Annotated in this window: 26 protein-coding genes; 13 read left to right on the top strand and 13 right to left on the bottom strand. The window is 71.6% G+C overall.

The features are described from left to right. Window positions 1–1,176, top strand: coding sequence for an imidazolonepropionase (gene hutI, locus ACFVR6_RS02985; protein ID WP_386958666.1), 1,176 nt, complete (start codon window positions 1–3; stop codon window positions 1,174–1,176). Between the two features lie 6 nt (window positions 1,177–1,182). On the opposite strand, the gene ACFVR6_RS02990 is transcribed toward hutI, so the two are convergent. Next, complete coding sequence (locus ACFVR6_RS02990; protein WP_386958668.1) at window positions 1,183–1,542, bottom strand: DUF7882 family protein; 360 nt, start codon at window positions 1,540–1,542, stop codon at window positions 1,183–1,185. 164 nt (window positions 1,543–1,706) lie between these two features. On the opposite strand from ACFVR6_RS02990, the gene ACFVR6_RS02995 reads away from it, so the two are divergent. Then, complete coding sequence (locus tag ACFVR6_RS02995) at window positions 1,707–1,934, top strand: hypothetical protein (RefSeq protein WP_386958670.1); 228 nt, start codon at window positions 1,707–1,709, stop codon at window positions 1,932–1,934. A gap of 18 nt (window positions 1,935–1,952) precedes the next feature. Further along, window positions 1,953–2,477 carry a MarR family winged helix-turn-helix transcriptional regulator gene (locus ACFVR6_RS03000; protein ID WP_386958672.1) on the top strand — a complete coding sequence of 175 codons (525 nt, stop codon included), beginning with the start codon at window positions 1,953–1,955 and terminating at the stop codon, window positions 2,475–2,477. Between the two features lie 4 nt (window positions 2,478–2,481). On the opposite strand, the gene surE is transcribed toward ACFVR6_RS03000, so the two are convergent. The 6 genes from surE to ACFVR6_RS03030 all read right to left on the bottom strand — a co-directional run bounded on the left by surE (window position 2,482) and on the right by ACFVR6_RS03030 (window position 6,931). Next, complete coding sequence (surE, locus tag ACFVR6_RS03005; RefSeq protein ID WP_386958673.1) at window positions 2,482–3,222, bottom strand: 5'/3'-nucleotidase SurE; 741 nt, start codon at window positions 3,220–3,222, stop codon at window positions 2,482–2,484. Then, entirely contained in the window at window positions 3,219–4,229 is a 1,011-nt protein-coding gene (locus ACFVR6_RS03010; protein WP_386958675.1) for a PfkB family carbohydrate kinase, read from the bottom strand. Before ACFVR6_RS03010 ends, surE begins: the two co-directional genes overlap by 4 nt. Window positions 4,230–4,308: 79 nt before the next feature. Beyond that, window positions 4,309–5,454, bottom strand: coding sequence for a fatty acid desaturase family protein (locus ACFVR6_RS03015; RefSeq protein WP_386958836.1), 1,146 nt, complete (start codon window positions 5,452–5,454; stop codon window positions 4,309–4,311). 135 nt (window positions 5,455–5,589) lie between these two features. Further along, on the bottom strand, window positions 5,590–5,793 hold the full coding sequence (locus ACFVR6_RS03020; protein WP_191718937.1) for a cold-shock protein: 204 nt from the start codon (window positions 5,791–5,793) through the stop codon (window positions 5,590–5,592). 482 nt (window positions 5,794–6,275) lie between these two features. Next, complete coding sequence (locus ACFVR6_RS03025) at window positions 6,276–6,740, bottom strand: CinA family protein (RefSeq protein WP_386958677.1); 465 nt, start codon at window positions 6,738–6,740, stop codon at window positions 6,276–6,278. Next, window positions 6,737–6,931 carry a hypothetical protein gene (locus ACFVR6_RS03030; protein WP_386958678.1) on the bottom strand — a complete coding sequence of 65 codons (195 nt, stop codon included), beginning with the start codon at window positions 6,929–6,931 and terminating at the stop codon, window positions 6,737–6,739. The genes ACFVR6_RS03025 and ACFVR6_RS03030 overlap by 4 nt, the downstream gene beginning before the upstream one ends. Window positions 6,932–7,081: 150 nt before the next feature. Between ACFVR6_RS03030 and ACFVR6_RS03035 the strand changes: the two genes are divergently transcribed. After that, window positions 7,082–7,528: a MarR family winged helix-turn-helix transcriptional regulator gene (locus ACFVR6_RS03035; RefSeq protein WP_386958680.1), complete on the top strand. Its 447-nt coding sequence runs from the start codon at window positions 7,082–7,084 to the stop codon at window positions 7,526–7,528. Here the strand turns inward: ACFVR6_RS03035 and ACFVR6_RS03040 are convergent, their stop codons facing one another. The 5 genes from ACFVR6_RS03040 to ACFVR6_RS03060 all read right to left on the bottom strand — a co-directional run bounded on the left by ACFVR6_RS03040 (window position 7,529) and on the right by ACFVR6_RS03060 (window position 11,892). Further along, a complete protein-coding gene (locus ACFVR6_RS03040) occupies window positions 7,529–7,849 on the bottom strand; it encodes a DUF7882 family protein (RefSeq protein ID WP_386958682.1) in 321 nt (106 codons plus the stop codon). A 65-nt stretch (window positions 7,850–7,914) separates the two neighbouring features. Then, on the bottom strand, window positions 7,915–8,220 hold the full coding sequence (locus ACFVR6_RS03045; RefSeq protein WP_386958684.1) for a hypothetical protein: 306 nt from the start codon (window positions 8,218–8,220) through the stop codon (window positions 7,915–7,917). A 233-nt stretch (window positions 8,221–8,453) separates the two neighbouring features. Further along, window positions 8,454–9,179, bottom strand: coding sequence for an L-ribulose-5-phosphate 4-epimerase (locus ACFVR6_RS03050; protein ID WP_386958686.1), 726 nt, complete (start codon window positions 9,177–9,179; stop codon window positions 8,454–8,456). A 56-nt stretch (window positions 9,180–9,235) separates the two neighbouring features. Continuing rightward, complete coding sequence (locus ACFVR6_RS03055; protein WP_386958688.1) at window positions 9,236–10,702, bottom strand: HNH endonuclease signature motif containing protein; 1,467 nt, start codon at window positions 10,700–10,702, stop codon at window positions 9,236–9,238. Between the two features lie 197 nt (window positions 10,703–10,899). Next, window positions 10,900–11,892 (bottom strand): squalene cyclase, encoded by a 993-nt coding sequence (locus tag ACFVR6_RS03060; RefSeq protein WP_386958689.1) that lies wholly within the window; start codon window positions 11,890–11,892, stop codon window positions 10,900–10,902. Between the two features lie 79 nt (window positions 11,893–11,971). On the opposite strand from ACFVR6_RS03060, the gene ACFVR6_RS03065 reads away from it, so the two are divergent. The 9 genes from ACFVR6_RS03065 to ACFVR6_RS03105 all read left to right on the top strand — a co-directional run bounded on the left by ACFVR6_RS03065 (window position 11,972) and on the right by ACFVR6_RS03105 (window position 22,158). Further along, complete coding sequence (locus ACFVR6_RS03065) at window positions 11,972–13,030, top strand: FUSC family protein (protein WP_386958691.1); 1,059 nt, start codon at window positions 11,972–11,974, stop codon at window positions 13,028–13,030. A 186-nt stretch (window positions 13,031–13,216) separates the two neighbouring features. Continuing rightward, window positions 13,217–14,638, top strand: coding sequence for an NtaA/DmoA family FMN-dependent monooxygenase (locus ACFVR6_RS03070; RefSeq protein WP_386958693.1), 1,422 nt, complete (start codon window positions 13,217–13,219; stop codon window positions 14,636–14,638). A gap of 37 nt (window positions 14,639–14,675) precedes the next feature. Then, window positions 14,676–16,340 carry a TIGR04028 family ABC transporter substrate-binding protein gene (locus tag ACFVR6_RS03075; protein ID WP_386958694.1) on the top strand — a complete coding sequence of 555 codons (1,665 nt, stop codon included), beginning with the start codon at window positions 14,676–14,678 and terminating at the stop codon, window positions 16,338–16,340. A 21-nt stretch (window positions 16,341–16,361) separates the two neighbouring features. Next, window positions 16,362–17,309, top strand: a complete 948-nt coding sequence (locus ACFVR6_RS03080) for an ABC transporter permease (RefSeq protein WP_386958696.1) — start codon at window positions 16,362–16,364, stop codon at window positions 17,307–17,309. Next, window positions 17,306–18,238 (top strand): ABC transporter permease, encoded by a 933-nt coding sequence (locus ACFVR6_RS03085; RefSeq protein WP_386958698.1) that lies wholly within the window; start codon window positions 17,306–17,308, stop codon window positions 18,236–18,238. The genes ACFVR6_RS03080 and ACFVR6_RS03085 overlap by 4 nt, the downstream gene beginning before the upstream one ends. After that, window positions 18,238–19,926, top strand: coding sequence for a dipeptide ABC transporter ATP-binding protein (locus tag ACFVR6_RS03090; RefSeq protein WP_386958699.1), 1,689 nt, complete (start codon window positions 18,238–18,240; stop codon window positions 19,924–19,926). The genes ACFVR6_RS03085 and ACFVR6_RS03090 overlap by 1 nt, the downstream gene beginning before the upstream one ends. Further along, complete coding sequence (locus ACFVR6_RS03095) at window positions 19,923–20,957, top strand: putative FMN-dependent luciferase-like monooxygenase (protein ID WP_386958700.1); 1,035 nt, start codon at window positions 19,923–19,925, stop codon at window positions 20,955–20,957. The genes ACFVR6_RS03090 and ACFVR6_RS03095 overlap by 4 nt, the downstream gene beginning before the upstream one ends. Further along, entirely contained in the window at window positions 20,954–21,565 is a 612-nt protein-coding gene (locus ACFVR6_RS03100; RefSeq protein ID WP_386958701.1) for a CMD domain protein, read from the top strand. Before ACFVR6_RS03095 ends, ACFVR6_RS03100 begins: the two co-directional genes overlap by 4 nt. Next, window positions 21,562–22,158, top strand: a complete 597-nt coding sequence (locus ACFVR6_RS03105; RefSeq protein WP_386958703.1) for an alkylhydroperoxidase domain protein — start codon at window positions 21,562–21,564, stop codon at window positions 22,156–22,158. The genes ACFVR6_RS03100 and ACFVR6_RS03105 overlap by 4 nt, the downstream gene beginning before the upstream one ends. Before the next feature lie 404 nt (window positions 22,159–22,562). On the opposite strand, the gene ACFVR6_RS03110 is transcribed toward ACFVR6_RS03105, so the two are convergent. Further along, complete coding sequence (locus ACFVR6_RS03110) at window positions 22,563–24,764, bottom strand: LLM class flavin-dependent oxidoreductase (protein WP_386958705.1); 2,202 nt, start codon at window positions 24,762–24,764, stop codon at window positions 22,563–22,565. Between the last annotated feature and the right edge of the window lie 36 nt (window positions 24,765–24,800).

The raw sequence follows: 24,800 nt of genomic DNA on the forward strand, positions 1-24,800 counted from the left end.
ATGGGGGCGGAGCTCATCACCGACATCGGCGAGCTGACGACGAATCTGCCCGATCGACCGCGGCTGAACCAGGCGGCGCTCATCGTCGAATCGGGGCGAATCGCCTGGCTGGGGGCGGCATCCGACGCCCCCGCCGCCGACACGGTCACCTCGGTCGGCGGCCGCGCGGTGCTGCCGGGCTGGGTGGACTCGCACACGCACATGGTGTTCGCGGGTGACCGCTCGGCGGAGTTCGAGGCGCGCATGGCGGGGCAGAAGTACGCCGCCGGCGGCATCGCCACGACCGTCGGTGCGACGCGCGCGGCATCCGACGCCGAACTCGCCGCCACCATCGCCCGGCTGCGCGACGAAGCCCGCCGCCAGGGCACCACGTTCCTGGAGACTAAGACCGGGTACGGCCTCGACGTCGCCTCCGAAGAGCGCAGCGCCCGCATCGCGGCCGCACAGGCCGACGTCGTCACGTTCCTCGGCGCTCACATCGTGCCCGCCGACCTCGACGCGCGCGCCTACCTCGACCTGGTCACCGGTCCCATGCTCCGCGCGGTGGCGCCCTGGGTGCAGTTCATCGACGTGTTCTGCGAGCGCGGCGCCTTCGATGTCGAGCAGTCGCGCGAGGTGCTCGAGGCCGGACGCAGCGCCGGGCTCGGACTGCGAGTGCACGGCAACCAGCTCGGTCACAGCGGCGGGGTCGCCCTCGCCGTCGAGCTCGGCGCTGCGAGCGTCGACCACTGCAATGCGCTGACCGACGCCGACGTCGACGCGCTCGCCGATTCGGGCACGGTCGCCACGGTGCTCCCCGCGTGCGACCTCTCCACGCGCGAGCCGCTCGCCCCGGCGCGGCGGCTGTGGGATGCCGGGGCCACTGTCGCCATCGCGACGAACTGCAACCCGGGCACGTCGTACACGACCTCGATGTCTTACTGCGTGGCCACGGCCGTGCTGCAGATGCGCCTGACGATCGAGGAGGCGATCTGGGCCGCCACCCGCGGCGGCGCGATCGCACTCGGCATGGCCGAGAGCCCTGACGCGGTCGGCCTGCTCACCGTCGGCGGTCGGGCGGATCTGCAGGTGCTCGACGCTCCCGCCGCCGCCCACCTCGCCTACCGGCCGGGGGTGCCCCTCACCGCGGCCGTCTGGGTCGGGGGAGAGCGGGTCGCCCTCACCCCGTCGTGGTGATCCGCGCTACGCCGCGACGAGGTGACGCTGCGTGGGTGTGGGGGCAGGTGCGGGCGCTGACGCCTCGCCGTCGTGCTCCCAGTCGAGCGACATGCCGCCTGCGGAGTTCGCGGCGGCGGCGAGTTCCCTGAGCAGATCGGGGTCGAGCGTCTCGGGCTCGGGATTCTCGAACACGAAGCGCAGCGGAATCGCCGGCTGCATCCACAGGGTCGTGCGGCCGAGGTCATCGCCCTCGGGGTGGCGCCACGAGATCGTGAAGCTCTCGTTGCGCCGGAGCTTGGTGGCGGTGACGACCTTGACGTGCGCCAGCAGTCGGTCGGGGATCTCGGCGGGGTTCTTGTCGGCCCCGTAGTAGAGAAGTCCCATCACTGGTTCCTTTCGCTCGGCGGCGACCCTCTTCTGCCGCGACAGGTGTGACGTTGCCTACTTCTATAGCGAATAATCACAGCGGATGTCAATCACATGAAGTATGTAATACAGCTAGTGTGTAATCACGTGGACGGAATCCCGTGCACGAAGGAGAAGACGACATGTCCGTGATGATCGACACCGCACCGTCGACCGAGGTCAGGTCCGCCGCGGCCTGGTTCGAGGTGGAGCAGGGGTTCTGGGTCGCCAACACGGGGGGTCAGTACCTCGGAGCTGTCGAGCGCGAGCGATGGGGCGGCTTCTGCGCCCTGGATGAGACCGGGGCGCGGATCGGGTGGTTCCCGTCCCTCGCCGCGGCGCGCGACGCCGTGGTTTCCGAGGACCGGTAGAACGAACGGGGGAGGCGCATGCCTCAGAACGTGGTGCTCCACGAAGGAGAGCATCTGTACGCCGAGCAGCCGGCGACGCCGTCGGGACGCGAGCTGAGCGAGGCCATCCTCCGATGGCGTCGCGCGGAACGGATCCAGGCGCAGCGCGCCCAGGAGCGGTCGGGGCTGTCGAGCCTGGACCTCACGGCGCTGCGGCTGCTCGTGCAGGGATACCGCGATGAGCGCGACCTCAGCCCGAAGGATCTGCTCGTCATGCTCACCACCTCCAGTGCCACGGTGACCAACGTGGTGGAGCGGCTCGTGAGCCGCGGACTCCTCCAGCGCGTGCAGCATCCGCGTGACCGCCGCGCCCACTACCTCGTGCCGACGCCCGAGGCTCTCACCCTCGTCGACCAGGCGCACGGCGCGCACCACGCCGCCGTGGTCGAGGTCATCGACGATTTGACGCCTGAGCAGGCCGCTGCCGCCACCGAGGTGATCGCGCGGATCACCGAACGGCTGGACGCCCTCGACCGCGCTGCGGGGGGTTCCGGGGCGCGCTGAGCGATCAGCCGACCCCGAGCGCGACGTCGGAGACGGAGTCGAGCCCGGTCACGGTGACCCAGCCCTCCGCCAGATGGGCGGCATCCGTCCCCGGCTCCGGCGTGTTCGGCAGATCCTCCACCGCGAGGCGGATGTGGTGCTCGTCGCGTTCGCTCAGCGTCGTCTGCACGATGCCGAACGGCGCCAGCGTCGACTCCCGGATGCCGCGGTGGGTGGCCGTGTTCGGTGCGTTGACGTTGATCACCGTGCCGGCGGGGCGGGCGAGGAGCTGGGGAACGAGCGCCACCGCGGCCGTGGCCGCGGCATCCCAGTGGAACTGCGTCGGCCGCATGCCGACGTCGAGGGAGATCGCCAGCGCGTGCGCGCCGTTGAGTCCCCCGGTAAGCGCGGCGCCCACCGTGCCGGAGTGGAGGATCGCCCGGCCCACGTTCGCACCGTGGTTGACGCCCGACAACACCAGCTCCGGCGGGTCGCCGAAGGCGCCGTGCGCGGCGATGAGCGCGATGAGGCCGGGCCCGCCGTGCACGGCGAACGCCGGAATCCCCTCGAGCCCGGCCAGGGTGCGCCGCTCCACGTCGATGCGCCCGTCGTGGTCCTCCGCCATGATGGAGGCGCTCGCGCCGCTGGACTGCACGGCGGGGGCCGCGATGGTCACGTCCAATCCCGCGGCCTGCGCCGCACGGGCGAGGGCGTGGAGGCCGGGCGCGGCGATGCCGTCGTCGTTGGTGATGAGCGCGCGGGTCACCGGGCCTCCTCCTCCGGCTCTGCGAGTGCGGCAAGGCCGTCGGGGCTCACTCTCCCGGTCACCGGCTGCTCCGGCAGGGCGTCGTCGGTGCCGTTGGCATCGTGCACCGCCACCGATTCCCGCAGGGCCGCGATCGCGGCGGGATCTCCGGTGCCGAGGCCGTGTCGGGTGACGTTGAGCGCTCCGGCTGCGGCCCCGAGCGTCACGGCTTCGCGGATGGATTCACCGGCGGCCAGCCCCGCCGCCACGCCGGCCGTCAGTGAGTCGCCGGCGCCGCGGGTGTCGGCGACCTGCAGGTGGGGCGTGCTGACCTCGACGAAGCCGCGCTCGTCCAGCAGGAGCAGCGGTTCGACCGCGCGCGAGACGATCACGGTGCGCGCGCCCTCCTCCTGGAGGGAGCGCATCGCCTCGCGGATCGCCCCGATCGATCGATCGCGGATCCGGCCGTCGGCGAGCAGCTCGTCATCGCTCACCTTGAGCACGTCCGCCCCTCCGGCCACGGCAGCCGCCAGGCGTGGGCCGGCCAGATCGACCAGCACCGTCGCGCCGCCCTCCCGCAGGTCGGCAGCGAGGCGCCGGTAGGTGTCCGGCGGCAGCGCGTTGTCGCCGGCCGGTCCGCTCAGGATCACGAGCTTGGACTCCAGCCCTTCCGCCAGCGTCGCGCCGTACAGCTCATCGAGCTCGTGGCGCCCGATCGGGTCGCCCTCCTCCTCGGCGATCGCGATGCGCTGTCCGCCGCGCCGGTCGTGCACGTATGCCGAGCCGTGGCCCTCGCGTTCGACGGCGACGATCGAGATGCCCTCGTCCTGGAGGAGGTGACGTAGCACCCGGCCGATCTCGCCGGTGAGCGCCGAGCACATGGTCACGCTCGTGCCGAGGCGCAGCAGCATCCGTGCCTGCCAGACCCCCTGGCCGCCGGCGTGCACGTGGATCTCGTTGCCGTCGGGATGTTCCTCGACGGTCACGGTGAGGGTGGGCGAGGGGGCGAAGATCGTGACGTCGCTCATGCCCCGACGCTACGGGGCGCAAAAGACGACGGCACCCCCTTGCGAACCGGAGGTGCCGTCGATAAGTCGGAGGTGGCTGTCACACCCGGCGGTACGTCGCCGCCATCGGGCAGTCGAACGGGTCGCGGGCGGCCAGGCCCACGCGGTTCAGGTATTCGATGACGATGCCGTACGAACGGATGAGGCTCGTCTCGGTGTAGGGCACATCGAGCGTGCGGCATGCCTCGATGACGATCTCGCGCGCCTTGGACAGGTGCGGGCGGGGCATGTTCGGGAACAGGTGGTGCTCGATCTGGTAGTTGAGCCCACCCATGAGCCAGGTCGCCCACCAACCGCCGCGGATGTTGCGCGAGGTGCGCACCTGCTTGCTGAAGAAGTCGAGCTTGGCGTCTTTCGCGATGACCGGCATGCCCTTGTGGTTCGGGGCGAACGAGGCGCCCATGTACACGCCGAAGACGGCGACCAGCACGCCGGAGAACGCGAAGGCCATGCCCAGCGGCAGGAACAGGAAGATCGGGGTGAACACGACGGCGTGACGCACGGCCAGCATCGCCAGTTCGATCCAGCGGCCCTTGACGGGCTCGCGGCTGAACAGGTGCCGCAGCGAGATGAAGTAGAGGTTCAGGCCTTCGAAAGTCAGCAAGGGGAAGAACAACCAGCCCTGACGCTTCGTGATGAACCGGCGGATGCCACGTGCCGAGGCCGCGTCCTCATCGAGGAACGAGATCGTGTCGATGTCGATGTCGGGGTCTTTGCCGACCCGGTTCGGGTTGGCGTGGTGGCGGGTGTGCTTGGTGGCCCACCACGAGTAGCTCATCCCCACGACGGCATTGCCGAGGATGCGGGCCAGCCGATCGTTGGCTGGTCCCGATGCGAGGATCTGGCGGTGTGCTGCCTCGTGGGAGAGGAAGGCGACCTGCGTGAACAGGATGCCCAGGGCCGCGGCGATCAGCAGCTGGAACCAGCTGTCGCCCAGAAGGACGAAGCCGGTGATCGCACCGGCGAAGCCGAGGAGGACGGCCGCGCCGACCAGGGCGTAGAAGCCACGGGCACGGTTGAGGAGTCCGGTTTCCTTCACCACGTGGGAGACGTCGGTGTACGCCCTGGTGATCGGAGGGAAGTCTTTGGTGGTTGCGTATGTCTGACGGATCGGACCGAGCGTGGACTCGACGGTGGTAGCGGAGATGGTGCACCCCTTTTCGATCGGGACCGTGTTGGCCTTCATTGGAGCCAACGGCGGCTGCCGATCGCTGAGGCTCACACTACGCGCACCCCTATTCCGCGAAGGGAATGCACTGAGGACTCTCGGAATGAACGACGAAGGCCGGCACGCGTGATGCGTGCCGGCCTTCGCGGAAACTCAGAGTGCGCGGATGTTCGCAGCCTGCATGCCCTTGGGGCCCTGCTCGGCGTCGTATTCGACCTTCTGCGTCTCGCGCAGTTCCTTGAAGCCGTTGCCGGCGATCGCGCTGTAGTGCGCGAACAGGTCGGCGGACCCATCGTCAGGGGCGATGAAGCCGTAGCCCTTCTCGGAGTTGAACCATTTCACGGTGCCAGTGGCCATCGTGTCTTTCCTTCTACTTTTCGGGCCGCTCGTGCGACCGATGGTGCCGAGCCGACGAATGCGGCGCGGACGGGTGAGCCGCGGGTGTTCCGCGGAAGCCGTGGTGTTGTCTTCCCGAAGCTCGGTGAGTGCGTGTTGAGCGCTCTCCACGGAAGCATACAGGCCGAGGGCCTGTCCAAGCGGGCCATGTGCTGTGAAGCCGGATTCGGCACGCGCGATGAAGCCGGCGTATTCGCCGGCGGCGGTGGCCACGAACACATCGTGATCGGCCTGACGCCAATCCAGCGGGCGCTGCGCGACGGCGTCGCAGCAGAAAACAGAAGACAAGAGAAGAACTTTCATGTGTGGCGTCACGCACAGAGGGCGGATGACGGAGCACGGGGTAACTGGCCGCTCATGCGACGGGGATCCTGTCGGTGGTGCTCTCCGGCACTGGAGTGTGTCGACGCGAAGGATCTTCCCCGAACCGGGGAGTCTCCACTCTAACACGCGAATTCATCGATCCGTTCCCGCAGCAGTGAGACGGCGGCCTCGACGGTTGCCGTCAGCACCTCGTCGGGCTCACCCGACAGGCTCAGCGCCACGTGGCCGGTGTCCTCGCGGGTGGCCCAGCCGAGGAAGACCGTGCCCGGGGGGTGGCCATCCTGCGGGTCGGGTCCGCCGACCCCTGTCGTGGACACGGCGATGTCGGCATCCATGAGGCCCCGCACGCCCACGGCGAGCTGCTCGGCGCACTCCGGCGAGCAGGGGTCGATCCCCCGCGTCACGCCCAACACGCGCTCCTTCACCTCGGTGCGGTACGCCACGACGCCGCCGGCGAACCAGTCACCCGCCGCAGACCCTTCGCCGACGCGACCGGCCAGCAGTCCGCTGGTGAGGGACTCGGCGGTGGCGATGCTCAGGCCGCACTCCTGGGCGAGGCGCGCCAGTTGCTGCACATCGCTCATCCGTCGGTGTCGTCCTCGTCCAGCACCGGGCCGCCGGGACGGACGGCCGCGTCATCGCGCACGTCGATGCGCGTGACGCCGTCGCGGTGGGTCACATCGATCCTCGGGTCGGCGTCGGACTCCACCGCGTCGGGTGCGGCGAGCAGCTGATCGCGACGTTTCTGCTCATCGGTCATGTCGTCGGCATCCATGTCCCATACGGTAGATAAGGCAGCCGCATCCCGCTCAGGGCTTTACAACTCTGCCCGGCTGCACTATCCGCATCGCCGGCCGAGTGATGCGAGCACAGACGATGGGTCGCGCGCTTCGCCGCGGCGTACCCACCCGATGGAGGGGACCGGATGCCAGAGGAATCGAACACCGACCGCGCCGCCCGCAGCGTCGAGCTGCTGCGACTGTCCGAGGCGCGGCTTTCCCGGCGGCGCCAGGCGGAGTGCGGGCCCAGCGAGAGCGCGCGGGCCGCGATGCGCTACATCCTCGAGCGCGACGATGCCGGCGCGCAGGTGACCCCCACCGAGATCGCGGAGCACCTCGGCGTCTCGACGGCGTCGGTCACCGGCATGCTCACCCGGCTGCGCAGCGGTGGACTGGTCAACTTCACGCGCAATCCCGACGACGGGCGCAGCAAGTTCGTGGTCCCGGTCGACCGCAACGCCGACCTGGACGACATCGACCCGCTGACGGCGCACGTGCGCAGGCTCGCCACGCGTCTCAGCGACACCGAGGCGAAGCACATCGCCGAGTTCCTCGACCTCGTGCGCGACGCGGTCGATCGCGAGTGCGTCTGATCAGCCGACGGCGTCGGCGAGGGCGACCGAACCCGGGGCAGGCTCGGGCACGAGGCGCAGGCCGTTGGGGCTGCTCGCCTCCTGCATGAGGGCTTCGACCCATTCGCGGTTCAGGGTGGGCTGGCGGCTGCCGTGGAACTGGAACACCAGCGGTACTGCGGGGTGGGTCCACACGGTGCAGGTCACGTGAGGCTCGGTGTGGTGGAACATGAACGGCTCGCCACGGCGGAGCTTGTTCATGAACACCACGCGCAGGTGCGCCAGAGCCCGATCTTCGATGTCGAACGATCGGTTACCACTGCCATAAACAAGTTTGCCCATTAGGTCAAGGTATCGGGTGGCGCATGCTTAACCAATCCGGCAAGGTTGCCTAACTATCCCGCGGCTCAACTCGGCGCGAAAGGGGAGCGATGCGCGATCGGGATCGGCTTGGTGCTGCGGGACTCGGCCGGAGGAGTGAGCAGTTCCAGCGCCGTCCGCACCACCTCGTCGAGCGTGGAGTGCCGGCTCGTGCCGGTGCGCACGGAGACCCAGACCGCTTCGTATGCGCCGCCCTCGACGAACTCGACGTACGCCAGCAGCGCCAGGCCGGGGTCTTTCTCGGTGCGGTCCGACAGGCGCCACGCAACGCGGCCCAGCGGCTCGACGCGAATGCGCGCGAGCGTCGTCATCTCGCCCACGATGTCACTCATGGCGTGCAGCGGGGCGGATGCCGTCGCGCGCGACCGCGGTGCTGAGCATGCGGCGCGACGTCATGCCGGGGGGAGCGTCGGGGACTCGGGACGTACGATCTCGGTCGTGTCCGTAGGGCCGACGCGGGGGACTGAGGGGTAGTGAGGGGGTGTGCATGGCGATGTTCCTCCACCTCGACAGTGACCCCGTGATGTCGAAGGAGGCAGGGGATTGACAGCGCGCCCGGCGTGGGTTAGCGGCGGTCGTCGGTGGTCTGTCCGTACACGTTCTGGTACCGGTCGTAGAGCCGGTCGATCGCGTCCTGCGGGATCGGGAGGACCTCGCCGCCCTGCCGTGCCAGGTGCACGGTGCGGGCCACGTCCTCCACCATCACCGCCGCCTTCACGGCATCCTTCGCGCTGGCCCCGATCGTGAACGGGCCATGGTTCTGCATCAACACCGCCCGCGACCGGTGCCCCGTCAACGTCTCCACGATGCCGCGGCCGATCGAATCGTCCCCGATGATCGCGAACGGACCCACCGGCACCTCCCCGCCGAACTCATCCGCCATCGCCGTGATCACACACGGAATCGCCTCACCCCGCGCCGCCCACGCCGTCGCATACGGCGAATGCGTGTGCACCACCCCACCCACCTCCGGCATGTTCCGGTACACGTACGCGTGCGCCGCGGTATCACTCGACGGCGACCGGTCACTGCCGGGCGTCCCCGCCACCACGACGCCGTCCAGGTCGCACACGATCATGTTCTCCGGACCCAGATCGTCGTACGACACCCCCGAGGGCTTGATCACGAACAGATCCGCCCCCGGCACCCGCCCCGACACGTTCCCACCGGTCCACACCACCAGGCCGTACCGCACCAGCTCCGCGTGCAACCCCGCGACCTCCGCGCGCACCCGCGCCACGGCGACCTCGACATCGGTGGGCAGGGGGCGGGGAGCATCGGCGGTGGTCATGCCGCGATGTTACCGGTAACAGTCAGCTGATGTGGTCGCCGCCGGCGCCTGTCGAGTCAGAAGGGCGCAGGTTCGTCGATGGCGGCGAGGGCCATGAATTCCAGCACCCGGCGGGGGACGTCGGTGTAGACCCGCCCGGTGGGGCTGGTCCACTCCAGGATGCCGTCGGCCTTCTGCGCCACGCTCCACGCGGTGCCGTGCTTGACCGGGTGATGTCGCCCGGGGCACAGGTTGGCGAGGTTGGCCAGGCAGGTCGGCCCACCTAGGGCGGCCTCATGGGTGTGGTCGAGGTCGCACTGCCGGGCCGGTCTTCGACACCCCGGGAACCGGCAGTGCTCATCGCGGGCGTTCAGATGCCGGCGCATCTCCAGGGTCGGGCGGTAGGTGAGGACCTGCTGCACCGCGCCCGTGCTGGGTGAGGCGAACAGGCGCTCCCACACCTCCGCGGTCGCCGCGAGCCGTCGCGCGGTATCCGCGCTGATGGGCCCGTACCCGACGAGCTCGGCCGGCCCCTCATCGACGCCGATGAGCGTGTGGGCGGGAATGAGGATCTGCACCTGCGCGACGATCGGCGCCCACTCCGGGATCGCCCCGGCGGCCTCGGCTGCGGTGGCGTGCCCGGTGAGCAGCAGATCGGTGAGCACGTCGGCGCGGATCTGGTCCATCGTGCGCCGGTCCGTCGCTAGGACGTCGCCGGTCGCTGCGGTCGCATCGGTTGCGTCGATCTCATCGGTTGGGCGGTCCGTGTCGGCACCGCCCTCGGGTTCGCTGGCGGCCGTGGCGGCCGTGGTGGCATCTGCTGCTGCTGCTGCTGCTGCTGCTGCTGCTGCGTCAGCGGCGGCTTTCGCCTCGGCGGCGGCGGCACGGTGCGCGTCGGTGATCGCGCGGGCGTGCCGGTTCAGCCGGTCTTTGATCGCGTACGCCAGCTCTGCGGGCAGCAGGGCGGTGATCTCCGCCATCCCATCATCCAGGTCCCGCACCCACACCCGCCGCGCGGCGGCGGCCTGCCGGTGTCGTTCTTCCAACGGGACCGGGTTCAGTCGCTGCGCGAGCATCAGGATGGTCGGCTTCGCCCGCCCGGGGGTCTCCTGCTCCGCCACCACGAGGGCGGCGCACTCGAACCGGGCCCGCGCGTCAGGGTCGGTGATGCGGGCGCCGGCGTCCTGGATGAGACGGGCGTGGACGCGGTCGATCCGATCCGCCCGCAACGCCTCGAAAGTCGCAGCGAAGTCGTCCACCAGCACGGTGGCGTCATGCATCCGGTCTCGCATGCCCTGATCGGAGCGCCGCAGCACCGCCGCGATCTCCGCGGCCATTCCCCGCAACGGCAGCTCCCGCTCCCGCCCCTCGGCGGACGGGATACGCGCGGTCTCCTCCGCGGCGATCGCGTCACCCTGCGAGATGAACCATGCCTCGTCGGCATCCACCTCCGCCCGACGTCGACGCACCCCCTCCAGCCCCGACACCACCTGTTCACGTGACAGCACCGGGGTTCGTGCGGGGGTGGTCGGGGAGGTGTTCATGCCCCCAATCCTGCCGATCCCCACCGACATTGATGGCCGCAGAAATCAGTCTTGGCCTGGGGTTGTGGATAACTCATCACATCTGCACCCTGGGGAGGGCTCGGCGCCGATCCTCGACCTGCTCACCGGGGCCATAACCCAGGAAGAACCGGCCACCGTCACCGTCTTGTCCCCACCCCAACCCAGTTCTTCCTGGGTTATGCGCCGCCGCCGCGGCCGGGCCCGTGTCGCGCCCGCGTCCCTCGGCCGTCCCACCAGTCGAGCACCCGGGTGCCGATCAGCGTCAGCCACTTCGACGGCTCGCCAGGCTCCACATCCACGTGGAACCACACCCGACCGGGATCCCGACCCTCCTGCAGCCACCTGCCGTCGGGCTGCCGTGCCGCACTCACGACCTCGACCGCGTCAGCGAGCCGCGGGTCCGGCGGCGCTGCGTCGAACTGCGCGGCCTGGCGGAAGTGATCCAGCGCGTTGAGGGCGTTGAACCGCCACCGGAACGGGTAGGCCAGGGTCGTCGCCCACGGCGCGACCTGCTCGCCGTCCGACAGCCGCCGCAGCAGTCGCCGCTGGAGCAGGTACTCCTGCCCGACATGGCGCACCGCCCGCAGCTCGTCGTCGCCGCCGACGGCGCGTTCGTACCAGAGCAGCCCCTTGAGCGTGTTCAGTGTCGAGTGGAACGACGACCTGGTCGACCCCTCGATCCACTCGCAGTTCCAGCCGCCGTCGGCGAGCTGATGGTCGATGAACCACTGCCGGATGCCCCGGACGTCGGCCCCGAGCCACGCGCCGTTGGCGAGTGTGTAGGCGTTGATGCAGCAGTCCACCTCGCCCGCCCAATACGGCAGGTCCTCGTACTCCCACCGGGAGTTCGCCTCAAGGCGCTCGGCGGTGTCGCCCAGCGCCACGGCATCCACTCCCCATTCCCGCAGCGCGTTGAGCGACCAGGTGGTCGCCATCCACGGCTGTCCCTCTTCGTCCTCGGTGGCATCGCGTGGGAAGAAGGCGCCGCCGGCCCACTGCCCGTCGGGATCCTGCAGAGTGAGCAGCCGCGCGCCGAACCCCGCGCGGGGCACTGTGGCGCGAGTGGCCTGCCACACCTCGGGCGGGGCGTGGATCACGTCGCGTTCCACCTGCCAGCGCAGCGCCGGATCGGAATCGAGCAGCCATGTCGTGAGGGCATCCTCGGCCATGGCCGGGACGCTACCATCGCCGGCACCCAGGGCGCCCGGCTACCGTGGAAGACCCACCCGCCCACTTCCCGGAGGATCCATGTCGCCTGCGCGCGCCGCGCTGACCGACATCGTCGCCGGGCTCTTCCGGCTGACTCCCGCACCGGCGCCGCGCTGGCCGCTCGCGCTGCAGGCCGCCGTCGCGATGGTCGCCCCGATCGTCGTGTTCACGCTGCTGGGCGCGCCTGAACTGGGGTACCGCGCCGCCGCCGGCGCCTTCGTGATCATCCATGCCAGCGCCCTGCCGCCGGTCGAGCGCGCCCGGCTGCTCCCCTTCATCGGGGGAGGGCTCCTCGCCGCCGCCGCCCTGGGGGTCGCGTGCGCGCACGTCCCCGCCCTTTCGCTCGCGGGTCTGATCGTCGTGGCGCTGCTGGCGGCGGCCGCGATGTACGGCTTCGCCCTCGGCGCGCCGGGGCCGCTGTTCTTCGTGCTGATCTATGGGCTCAGCGGCCAGATCGCCGCAGCGTTGGATGCCACGGAGTCGCTCGCCTACCTGGGCATCCTCGCGCTCGGCATCGGCTTCGCCTACCTGCTGGCGCTGACCCCGCTGCTGTGGCCGGGCATCCGCCGCGTCTCGGCGCGGCCGCTGCGGGAGCTGCTGCCGCGCCCGGTGCTCACCGGTGTCGCCGGCACCATGTTCCTGCGCGCCGCGATCGTCACCGTGGCGGGCACCGCGATCGGGGCGATCGTCGACCCGCAGCGCACGTACTGGGTCGTCGGTGCCGCCCTCGGTGTGATCGGGGTGGCAGTGGGCCGCCGGGCCGCGGTCGCGCGGGGGCTGCACCGCATGCTGGGCACCGTCGCCGGCGCCGGCGTCTTCCTCCTCATCGCGCCGTGGGGCATCGAAGGGCTGTGGCTGGCGGCGACACTCGGAGCGCTGCAGATCGTCGTCGAGCTGCTCGTCGTGCGCAACTACGGCCTCGCCCTGGTGTTCATCACCCCGCTCGTGCTGCTGCTCACGGGAGCGGCGACCGGGCAGCTGGGCACGCAGTTCGTCAGCGAACGCGTGATCGACACGCTCGTCGGCGGCGTGCTCGGCGCGGCATCCGGATGGCTCCACCGGCCCGGTCACGGCGCCGCGCCCGGCTCCGGGCGCTGACGCGCACCGCGTCACACTTCGCCACACAAGCCTCCGGACTCCCCCCGCCCGCGCCCGTCGAATCGGTGCGTCCGACACAGGCCGACACATTGCGTCGGGCGCCCGCCGGGGCCCCTCGCGCTCTCCCTACGCTGACCGAACGCCGCCGCACCGGCCGCACCGCCGTCACCGACACCAGGAGAGAGCATGTCCCGCACCCCCGACACCGCTCGGAGCCGCCCGCTCATCATCGGGGCCATGGTGCGCACCCTCGGCGCCTACCCATCGGGCTGGCGCCACCCCGACGCACACGCCGAACCCGGCCGCGACGCCGAGGTGCTGCGGCGCATCGGCCGGCTCGCCGACGAGGCGGACCTGGACTACCTCTTCTTCGGGGACTGGCTGGCCACCGGTCCGGATCTGGAGTTCCGCGACCCGTACCTGCTGGCCCGCATCGACCCGCTTTCCGCCGTCACGTACCTCGCCGGCATCACCGAACGCGTCGGCCTCATCGCCACCGTCAACACCACCTACGCCGACGCCTACACGCTCGCCCGCGCCGCGGCATCGGTCGACGTGCTCAGCTCGGGGCGCGCCGGCATCAACGTCGTCACCGGCGCCGAGCCGCGCGCCGCGGGCAATCACGGCCGCGATGCGCACGCCGACAACGAGACCCGCTACGACCGCGCCGAGGAGTTCGTGCGCACGGTGCGGGCGCTGTGGGACTCATGGGACGAGGACGCCTGGGTCGCCGACAAGTCCGGTGGCCGCCTGATCGACCCGGCGGGCCTGCACTCCGCCGACGCCGAGGGTGCGCACATCCGCGTGACCGGGCCGCTCAACACCGCCCGGCCGCCGCAGGGCCACCTGCCCATCGTGCACGCGGGCACCTCGCCCCGGTCGCGGGCGCTGGCCACGGGGCTCGCCGATCTCGCGCTCGTCGCTCCCGCCGATCTGGCCTCGGCCCAGCACGTGCGCGCCCAGCTGCGCGCCGACGCGGCCGCGGCCGGCCGGCATCCCGACGACCTGCGCGTGATCGCGCCGATCCTGCCCGTCGTCGCCGCCACGCGCGCCGAGGCGCAGGGGATCGTCGACACCCTCCTCGCCCTCGTGCCCGTCGACGAGGGGCAGGGCGCAGCGCTCCCCGCCGCCTTCCCCGACACCCGGTCGCTGGCCGCCGTCGCCCCCGTGCTCGGCGTCGAGGTGGCAGCCTCCACGCCGCTGGACGAACCCGTGCCCGCCGCGGTGGCGGCACGGTTCACGGATGCCGGCGCGCACCTCGTGCGGCTCGTCACCGAGCGCACCGGGCGACGGGTGGGGGGCGAGCGCCCCGTCACGTGGCGGCATCTGGTCGTCACCCACGCCGTCCCCGCCGCCTTCGTCGTCGGTGACGCGGTCGACGTCGCCGACCACATCGAGCGCTGGTTCACCTCCGGCGCCGTCGACGGCTTCAACGTGCTCTCGGCCTTCCAACCGGGCCAGTTCGAGGCGTTCACCGCCCTCGTCGTGCCCGAGCTGCGCCGCCGCGGGCTGCTCGCCCCGCTCTCTGAGGCCCACTCGACCCTGCGCGACCGGCTCGCGCTCGCTCCCGCCGTGCCCACCCGGCGCGCGGCCCGCTCCATCGCCTGACCCGCACCGACCACGGCGCCGAAAGAAAGCGAACGACATGTCCCGCACCCGCACCCTCTCCGCCCGCGGCGCCACGGCCGCCGCGGCTGCCGCACTCGCGCTCGTGACCCTCACCGCCTGTGCCGCACCCGGTGCCGCCGGCAACGCGGCCGCCGGCGGCGAACCGGTGCAGGGCGGCACCCTGGTGTACCTCGAGCACCAGGCGCACACGACCCTGTACCCGCCGTCGGCGGGCTTCTACCCCAACGGCGGCATCGTCAACAACGTCTTCGACCGGCTCGTGTGGCAGGACCCGGAGACCCTCGAGCTGAAGCCCTGGATCGCCACCGACTGGGAGGTGAACGCCGACGCCACCGAGTACACCTTCAACCTGCGCGACGACGTCACCTTCTCCGACGGGTCGGCGCTGGATGCCGAGGTCGTCGCGAAGAACTTCGACCTCTTCGGCCTCGGCGACCCCGAGCGCGGGCTCACCGTCTCGGAGGCGATCAACAACTACGAGAGCAGCGAGGTGGTCGACGACGACACCGTCAGCTTCCACTTCAGCGCGCCGGCGCCCGGATTCCTGCAGGCGACGTCGACGAACAACTCCGGCCTGCTCTCGGCCGAGACCCTCGATTTCACCCTCGAGCAGTTCGCCCCCGGCAACTCCGAGGCCGTCGTCGGCTCGGGTCCCTTCACGATCACCGAGGAGACGATCGGGTCGACCCTCACCCTCACCGCCCGCGACGACTACGACTGGGCGCCGCCGGACCGCGCGCACCAGGGCCGTGCCCTGCTCGACGCCGTGCAGATCACGGTGACCCCCGAGGACAGCGTGCGCGTGGGCGCGTTGCTGTCGGGCCAGGCCGACTACGTGCGCTACGTCGAGGCGCAGGACGAGAACCAGGTCGAAGCGGCGGGGTTCACCATCTACGCCCCGCAGACCAGTGGGGTCAACAACCACCTGAGCCTGCGGGTGCGCAACGAGATCCTCTCCGACATCCGCGTGCGCCAGGCCCTCATCGCCGGCATCGACCGCGCCGAAGTCGTCGACACGATCTACACCGAGAACTATCCGCTGGCCACCTCCATCCTGAGCTCGACCGCGCTCGGCTACGTCGACACCGCCGAGGCGTTCGCGTTCGACCCGGATGCCGCGGCGGATCTGCTCGACGAGGCCGGCTGGACCCTCGGGGCCGGTGGCATCCGCGAGAAGGACGGCCAGCCGCTGCACCTCGTGGTCAACGAGGCAGGCGCCCAGCCGCGCTCGTTCGAGGCGCTCACCCTCATCAGCCAGCAGCTGAAGAAGATCGGCGTGGACCTGGAGATCCTCAAGGCCGACGCCGGCACCGCCGCCGAGGCGATCCGCGACGCCGACCAGGTGCAGATCAGCCACTCGATGGTCGCCCGCGCCGACCTCGACGTCATCAAGAGCCAGTTCTACTCGCTCAACCGCAATTCGCTGCTGAACCTCGACTACGGCGACCAGAGCATCGGCGACCCGCAGCTGGAGGAACTGCTCGAGGGCGTGGCATCCGACCCCGACCCACAGGCGCGTGTGGCCGACAGCCAGGCGGTGCAGCGCTACCTCGCCGAGCAGGCCTACGTCATCCCGCTCTTCGAAGAGCCGCAGGTCTACGGCACCTCCGCCCGCGTGCACGGCGTGACGTTCGAGTCGGTCGCCCGGCCGAGCTTCTACGAAGTCTGGCTGGCGCAGTAACCGCCCGAGGAAGGAGCCCGCATGCGCTACGTCCTGCGTCGCATCTGGCAGTCGGCCGTCGTGCTGCTGGTCGCGTTCACCGCGGCATTCCTGCTGCTGCAGGCCCTGCCCGGCGACGCGATCATGATCAAGTACGAGAACCCCGAACTGGGTCTCTCGCCGCAGCAGATCGCCGAGGTGCGCGAGCGGTTCGGCGTGGACACGTCGCTGCCGGTGCAGTACGTGCACACCCTCCTCGGGTTCGGCGCGGGCGACTTCGGCTACTCGCTGCAGACGGGGACCCCGGTGCGGCAGCTGCTGGGGGAGGCCATCGGGCACACGCTCGTGCTCGGCGGTCTCGCCCTGGTGCTGGCGGTGCTGCTGGCAGCCGGCGTCGCGTTCCTGTCGACCGTGCCGCGGTTCGGCTGGATCCGCCAGCTGCTGCGGTCGGTGCCGGCGCTGGTCGTCTCGATCCCGACCTTCTGGCTCGGCATCATGCTGGTGCAGGTCTTCAGCTTCCAGCTCGGCTGGGTGTCGGTCATCGGGCCCGGCCCCATCGAGGGTCTCATCCTTCCGGTCATCACCCTCGCCGTGCCGCTGTCGGCGCCGCTCGCCCAGATCCTGGTGCGCAGCATCGACGACGTCGCCGCCCAGCCGTTCGTCACCGTCGTGCGCGCCAAGGGCGCCTCACCCACCTGGATCCTGGGGCGCAACATCGCCAAGAACGCGGTGCTGCCCACCCTGACGATGGCGGGGCTCATCCTGGGCGACCTCATCGGCGGCGCGGTGCTGACCGAAACCGTGTTCGGTCGCCCCGGCATCGGGCGCATCACCGAGCAGGCGGTCAACAACCAGGACACCCCGGTGCTGCTGGCGGTCGTCGTGCTGGCGGCTGCGTCGTTCGTCGTCGTCAACCTCGTCGTCGACCTGCTGTACCCGGTGCTCGATCCCCGACTCGCCGGCCGCGTGAAAGAAGGAGCCACCGCATGAGCACGCAGACCGTCGCGGGTGTCGGCACCGTCGATCTCATCGAGGAAGAGGCCCGCGCCCTCCCGTGGCGCCAGCCGGGCGACGGGCCGGGTGCCACAGGCCCGCGGCGCCCGGGCTGGCGTGCGCGCATCGCGCGGGTGCGGCCGAGCGTCGTGCTGTCGTGGTTCGTCGTGCTCATCGCGGTGGCCTGGGCGATCGCCCCCGGCCTGTTCACGGGGTACGACCCCATCGCCGGCGACGCCGCCGCGGCGCTGCAGGCACCCAGCGCCCTGCATCCGTTCGGCACCGACGCGACCGGTCGCGACATGTTCTCCCGCGTCGTGCACGGCGCGATCCACTCGCTCTCGGGCGCGCTCGTCGCCGTGACCGTCGGACTGGTGGCCGGGACGCTGCTCGGGGTCGTCGCGGGCACCGTCGGCGGGTTCGTCGACGACGTCATCATGCGGATCGTCGATGTGCTGCTGGCCATCCCCGGGCTGCTGCTGGCCCTCAGCTTCATCATCATCCTCGGGTTCGGCACGGTGCAGGCCGCGATCGCGGTGGGCATCGGCGCGATCGCGAGCTTCGCCCGGCTCACCCGCTCCGAGGTGCTGCGCGTGCGCTCCACCGACTACGTCGAGGCGGCGTTCGGCAGCGGCGGCCGGTTCTGGCCGGTGCTGCTGCGGCATGTGCTGCCCAACTCCCTCACCCCCGTCCTCGCGCTCGCGGCGCTGAACTTCGGCGGCGCGATCCTCGCGATCTCGGCGTTGGGGTTCCTCGGGTTCGGCGCACCGCCGCCCACCCCGGAATGGGGACTCATGATCGCCGAGGGACGCAACTACATCGCCACCGCCTGGTGGCTGACGACCCTCCCGGGCCTCGTCGTGATCATCGTCGTGCTCAGCGCCAACCGGCTGAGCGCCGTCGCCGCAGAGAGAGGACGCCGCTGATGACGCACAACGTGCTCACCGTCACCGGTCTCGAGGTCGCCTACGACCTGGGCGGGGTCTCCCACCCCGCCGTGCGGGGGGTCGACCTCGAGATCGCACCCGGCGAGGTGCTCGCCCTGGTCGGCGAATCCGGTTCGGGCAAGACCACGCTCGCCCAGGCGGCCACGGGGCTGCTCGCCGCCAACGGCCGCATCACGGCCGGGCGGGTGGCGCTGGGCGAGCTGGAGGTCACCGGCTGGAACGACCGGCAGTTCCAGGCCGTGCGCGGCACCCGCATCGGGTGGATCCCGCAGGACCCGAACAACTCGCTGAACCCGGTCGCGCGCATCGGCGACAGCGTCGCCGAGGTGCTGCGGGTGCACCGGTGGCAGGATGCCGCAGCGCGCCGGCGGCGCGTGATCGAGCTGCTCGACCGCGTCGGCATCCCCGAACCCGACCTGCGTGCGCGCCAGTACCCGCACCAGCTGTCGGGGGGCATGAAGCAGCGGGTGCTCATCGCCGGGGCCATCGCCCTGCAGCCGCAGCTGCTGATCGCCGACGAGGCGACCAGCGCCCTGGATGTCACGGTGCAGAAGACGATCCTCGACCTCATCGACGACCTCCGCCGCGAGCACGGCACCGCCGTGCTGATGGTCACCCACGACCTCGCGGTGGCCGCCGACCGCTCCCATCGCATCGTGGTGCTGCAGGACGGTCGCGTGCAGGAGGCGGGAGACACCGCCCGCGTGCTGCAGGACCCCCAGAGTGCCTACACCCGCCAGCTCATCGCCGACGCACCCTCGTTCGACGCGGTGGCCGCTCGCGTGGTGCACCGTCCCGCGGTGCCGACGGGCGAAGCCGCCGTCGCGGATGCCTCGACGGATGCCAGTGCGGATGCCGCGATCACGGTGTCGCACCTCACGCAGGAGTTCTCCCGCGGCCGCCGGCAGGAGGCGCTGCGCGCCGTCGATGACGTGTCGTTCACGGTGCCCGCGGGGACGACCCACGCGATCGTGGGCGAGTCCGGGTCGGGCAAGACGACGCTGGCGCGCATCGTGATGGGCTTCCAGCGGCCCACGGCAGGGCACGTGCGCGCCGGCGGCCATGACGTCACGGCGCTGGATCGCCACGCCCGCGCCGCCTTCCGTCGCGATGTGCAGCTGGTCTACCAGAACCCGTTCGGGTCGCTGGACCCCCGGCAGAGTATCGAGGCGATCGTCGCCGAGCCGCTCGTGAACCACCGCGTGGCCGATCGGGCCGAGCGCCACCGGCAGGTGGCCGAGATGCTCGAGCGGGTCGCCCTGCCCGCCACCGTCCTCGCGCGCCGGCCGCGGGAGCTGTCCGGGGGGCAGCGGCAGCGGGTGGCGATCGCACGGGCGCTCGTGCTGCATCCTCGGGTGGTCGTGCTCGACGAACCCGTCTCGGCACTGGACGTCACGGTGCAGGCGCAGATCCTGCGGCTGCTGGACGACCTGCAGCGCGAGCTCGGCGTCACCTACCTGTTCATCTCCCACGATCTCGCCGTCGTCCGCGGCATCTCCGACACCGTGTCGGTGCTGCGCCACGGCCGGGTGGTCGAATCCGGCACCACCGAGCAGATCTTCACCCAGCCCCACGACGAATACACCGCGCGGCTGCTCAGTGCGATCCCGGGCTCCGCCCCGCGGCTCGCCCCGGCAGCCGTGCCCACCGAAGGAGTTCCCGCATGATCGAGCGTCTGGCCCTGTTCACCCGTCTGTTGGACGACGCCGGACCCGGCGAGCGGCTGCGGCTCGCGACGCAGCAGATCCAGCACGCCGAGCGGTTCGGCATCGGCCGGGCCTGGGTCGCCCAGCACCACTTCCGCGCCGCCGAGGGCGGGCTGCCGTCGCCGTTCGTGTTCCTCGCCCACGTCGCGGCGCACACCGAGGCGATCCGCCTCGGCACCGGCGTCGTGACGCTGTCGCTGGAAGGCCCGGTGCGGGTGGCCGAGGACGCGGTCGTCGCCGATCTGCTCTCGGGCGGCCGCATCGATGTGGGGCTCGGCAGCGGCGGCACCCCGTCGTCGTTCACGCCGTTCGGGCTGGACGCGCACGACAAGGCCACCCTGTTCGACCGCAAGCTGACGCTGTTGCGGGCCGCCCTCGAGGGCGGCGACATCGGCGGCGGCGCGCGGCTGTATCCGCCGGCCGGCACGCTCGCGGACCGCGTCTGGCAGGCCACCTTCTCCGCCGGCGGTGGGACACGTGCGGGGGCCAGCGGCCACGGGCTGATGCTCTCCCGCACGCAGCCGCGCCCGGCCGATCGGCTCGGCGCCACGCTCGCCGAGGTGCAGCTGCCGATCATCGACGCCTACCTCGCGGCGCTGCCGGGCGACCGCACGCCGCGCATCACGGCATCCCGTACCGTCTTCGTCGCCGACGACCGCGACGAGGCCCGCCGGCACGCCGAGGTGGGCTTGCGCCGTGGCGCCGAGGGGCTGCGTCGCAGCGGCCAGGTGATCCCCGACGGCGACCTCGACGAGCTCATCCGCGCCACCGACACGCACGTCGGCACGCCCGACGAGGTGGCTGCCTCCCTCGCCGCCGACCCCGTGCTCGACCGTGCCGACGAGGTCGCGTTCCAGGTGCACTCGGTCGACGCGCCGCACGAGCTGGTGCTGCGCTCGATCGAACTGTTCGCGACCGAAGTCGCGCCGGCCCTCGGGTGGCCGGGCGCACCGGCATCCACCCCCGCCCGCTACGAATGGAGCAACGCGTGACCACTTCCACCCCGCCGGACGTCATCGACGTCCTCACCGGCATCGCGCCGGGTTCCCGCCTCGACGAGCTGCGGCGCCGGCGCCCCGTGACGCGCGAGCAGGCCCAGGCGGCGTACGCCGCGCTGTTCGAGCCGAGCGACGACTCGGCCGTGTCGGGCGAGTCGGCCGACGAGCGCCGGCTGATCGCCGCGTTCACGACGCGCCTCGCCGGCGACGACGCGACCGCGGCGTTCTATCGGGCGCGCGCCGAGCAGGCCGACCCCGAGCGCGCGGCGATCGTCGTGGCTGAGGCTGCGGCCGCCGCCACCGAGGGGCCGTTCGGCAGCTACCCGGAGGCGGGTCTGCAGCAGGAGAACACCGACGGCGCCCGCTACCGCGCCGCCGACGCCGTGCGCGCGCAGCTCGGCGATCGGCTCACCGCCGCGCTCGAGCACGCGCACCTGCTGGTGTTCCGCCCGCGCGAGGCAGACCGTGCCGCCCTCGCGGCGCTGACGGATGCCGGCTGGTCCACCGACGCGGTCGTGACGCTGTCGCAGCTCGTGTCGTTCCTGGCGTTCCAGCAGCGGGTCGTCATCGGCCTGCGCACGATCGAGGAGGAGGCGGCATGAGCGCCGCGACGACCACCGACCACATCGCCCCGGAGCGGTTCACGCAGGAGCAGCTCGGCTGGACGCCGTATCTGGAGCCCAAGCCGGTCGAGGACCTCGACGAGCGCGACTACGACGGCCTCGTCGACCGCGGGCGTGCCGCGAGCGACTACTTCCGGCTGCTGGTGCGCGACCCCGAGATCCTGGGAGCGCGCACGCGCGTGGACAAGGACATCTTCTACAACACCGAGGGCGGGTTGCCGCGCGCCGAGCGCGAGCTCGCCGCCGCGTCGGCGTCGCGTGTGAACGGCTGCGTCTTCTGCGCCTCGGTGCACGCGCGGTTCGCGTCGCACCACTCGAAGCGTCACGACGACGTGCAGCGGCTGCTCGACGAGGGGATCTCGGCCGACCTGGGTGAGCTGTGGAACGCGATCGTCGCGGCCGCGACGGCGCTCACGGTGACCCCGTCGCAGTTCTCCCCGGCGCACGTGAGCCGGCTGCGCGCGGTGGGGCTGGACGACCTCGCGATCGCCGACGTCGTGCACGGGGCGGCGTTCTTCAACTGGGCGAACCGGCTGATGCTCTCCCTCGGCGACCCGGTCGCCGCGGCGTAGCCGCCGCGCGGGCTGCGGGCTGCTCGGGGCCGTTCCGGGTCGGTTCGGGGCTGCTCGGGTGTCACTTCCGCACAGTCGTGCGCGGTGGCATCCGCCATTCGTGACACTCGAGCAGCGCGGACGGTGGCGCGAGGCGGCGGCGGGATGTTCGGGTGTCACTTCCGCACAGTTGCGTGCGATGGCATCCGCCATTCGTGACACTTGAAGCGCGCGGTGGGTCGCGCGAAGCGTCCGCGGGCTGTTCGGGTGTCGCTTCCGCATAGTTGGGTGCGGGTACACCCGCCATTCGTGACACTTGAGCAGCGCGGGCGCACCGCGACACCGCGACACCGCGACACCGCGACCCCGCGACCCCGCGACCCGTGCCGACGGCGCGGGCGAACCGGGGCGCGGGCGAAGCGGGGTCAGGCGACGGGGAAGTTGTCGCGGAACACGCCGTCGGGGTCGTAGCGGCCCTTCACCTCGCGCAGCCGCGCGAGCGTCGCCGGCGGGAACGCCTCCGCCACAAGTGCCGGGTCGGTGCGCGACTCGAAGCTGAGGTACAGGCCGTCGAAGTGCGTGGCGACGGCATCCCACAGCTGGTCGAACGTCGTCCCGCGCCCGATCGCCGTCACCGAGAACCCGGCGTCGCGGTGCGCGTACGCCGTCGCGTCGGCCGGCACGTCGGCCACCGCGCCGCCCACCGAGCGGATCTGGAACCAGGGGCTCGCTCCGGATGCCACGAGAGCGGCGATCGCATCGGCGGCGGCGTCGAGGTCGCCGAGCAGTCCGGAGCGGAAGCGCGGCTCGCCCTGCCCGTCGTGCACCGCGTCGGCGGCGCCGGCCATCACCCCGGCATAGGTCGACAGCTGCACCGACTGCCCGACCAGCGGGGCGAGCTGCGCGAACGGCTGCAGGCGCTCGATGATCGTGTCGGGGTCGGGGTTGTCGACGACGCCGTAGACCTGCGCGATGGGTGGCTGTCCGCCCCGGCCCGCGGCGAGGATCGCGAACAGCGTGACGTCGCGCGGGGAGGCCTGCATGGTCGCACCGAAGCCGCGGACGAACGAGGCGAGGTCCGACGCGTCGAAGGCGAGCTGCACCCAGCCGAGGTCGCCGACCGGCGACGCCTCGAACTCGAACGCCACGACGATGCCGACGTTCGCCCCCGCGCCGCGGACGGCCCAGAACAGGTCGGGGTTCTCCTCGGCGCTCGCGCGCACGACCGAGCCGTCGGCCAGCAGCACGTCGGCGGCCACCATCCGGTCGATCGTCAGACCGTGCTCGCGGGCGAGGAACCCGATGCCGCCCGCAGTGGCGAGACCGCCCACCCCGACGCCGCCGTAGTCGCCGCTGGAGATCGCCCAGCCGTGGGGCTCGAGGGCGTTCGCCACCTGCATCCACCGTGCGCCGGGCCCGATGCGCACGCGGCGGGTCTCGGTGTCGAGCACCTCGATCTGCGACAGCGCGCCGAGGTCCACGACGATGCCCCCGTCGTTGGTGCTGCGCCCGCTGATGCCGTGACCGCCGCTGCGGATGCCGAGGGGGAGCTCCGGATGCCGCCGGGCGAAGGCGACGGCATCCGCCACCTCCCCTGTCGTGCGGGGCCGCAGCACGATGCCCGGCGCGCCGCCGCGCATGTAGGTGGAGCGCACGGTGCGGTAGGCGAAGTCACCGGGTTCGACCGCGGTCTCGCGGAGCGAGGCGGGCACGTCGTCGTAGGCGATGCCGTCCCGGCGCTGCGCGATCGCGCGTGCGCTGCGACCGGGGGCGGCGAGACCGGTGCGCGCGCGTTCGGCGGCGACGGCCTCGCGGACGGCCGGGATGATCTCGGCGGCGAAGCGCTCGAGCAGGCGCGGGTCGTCGCCGGCCACGATGAACGCCGACATGCCCTCGGCGAGGGCGAGGTCGATGAGCTGCTGGGCGCTCTCCCCGCCGGAGATGTTGAGCAGGCGCCGGATCTCCGCCGGGGCGCGACCGGCGGCGGATGCCGCGTCGTCGATGCGGGTGTTGCCTGCAGCCAGGTCGCCGGGCTGCAGGTACGACAGCGACGGCAGCCAGCCGTCGGCCTTGCGGCCGGTCAGGCGCAGCATGCGGGGCTTGTAGGCGCCGAGCCAGATGGGCACGTCGTGGGCGGGCGCGGGACCGCGCTTCGCGCCGTGGACGGGGTAGTGATCGCCGCCGTGCACGCCGCCGCGCTCGCCGACGGCCCAGAGTTCCCGGATGAGGTCGATGGCCTCGCTGAGTGCCTCCACCGACTCGCCGGGGGTCAGTCGCGGCACACCCATCGCCGCGATGGCATCCCAGAACGCGCCGGCGCCGAGCCCGAGGTTGAATCGCCCGCCGGAGAGGAGGTCCAGCGACGCCGCGGCGCGCGCCAGCACCGGCGCCGGCCGCATCGGCAGGCTCGTGACGTTGGGGGCGATCTGGATGCTCGTCGTCGCCGCCGCGGCGTAGGACATGAGGGTCCAGGTGTCGAGGAACCTCGGCTGATAGGGGTGGTCCTGGAAGGTGGCCAGGTCGTAGCCGAGCTGTTCGCTCAGCTGGGTCAGCTGCACGACCTGCTGCGGGTTGGCCGCGGCGGGGGTGAGGAAGGTGCCGAAGAGCAGGTCATGTCCGTAGTCCACGTCCGTCGCAACGCCCCCGTGGCGGGATTGCTTCCC

Source organism: Microbacterium sp. NPDC058021, assembly GCF_042885955.1.
Classification (GTDB): Bacteria; Actinomycetota; Actinomycetes; order Actinomycetales; family Microbacteriaceae; genus Microbacterium.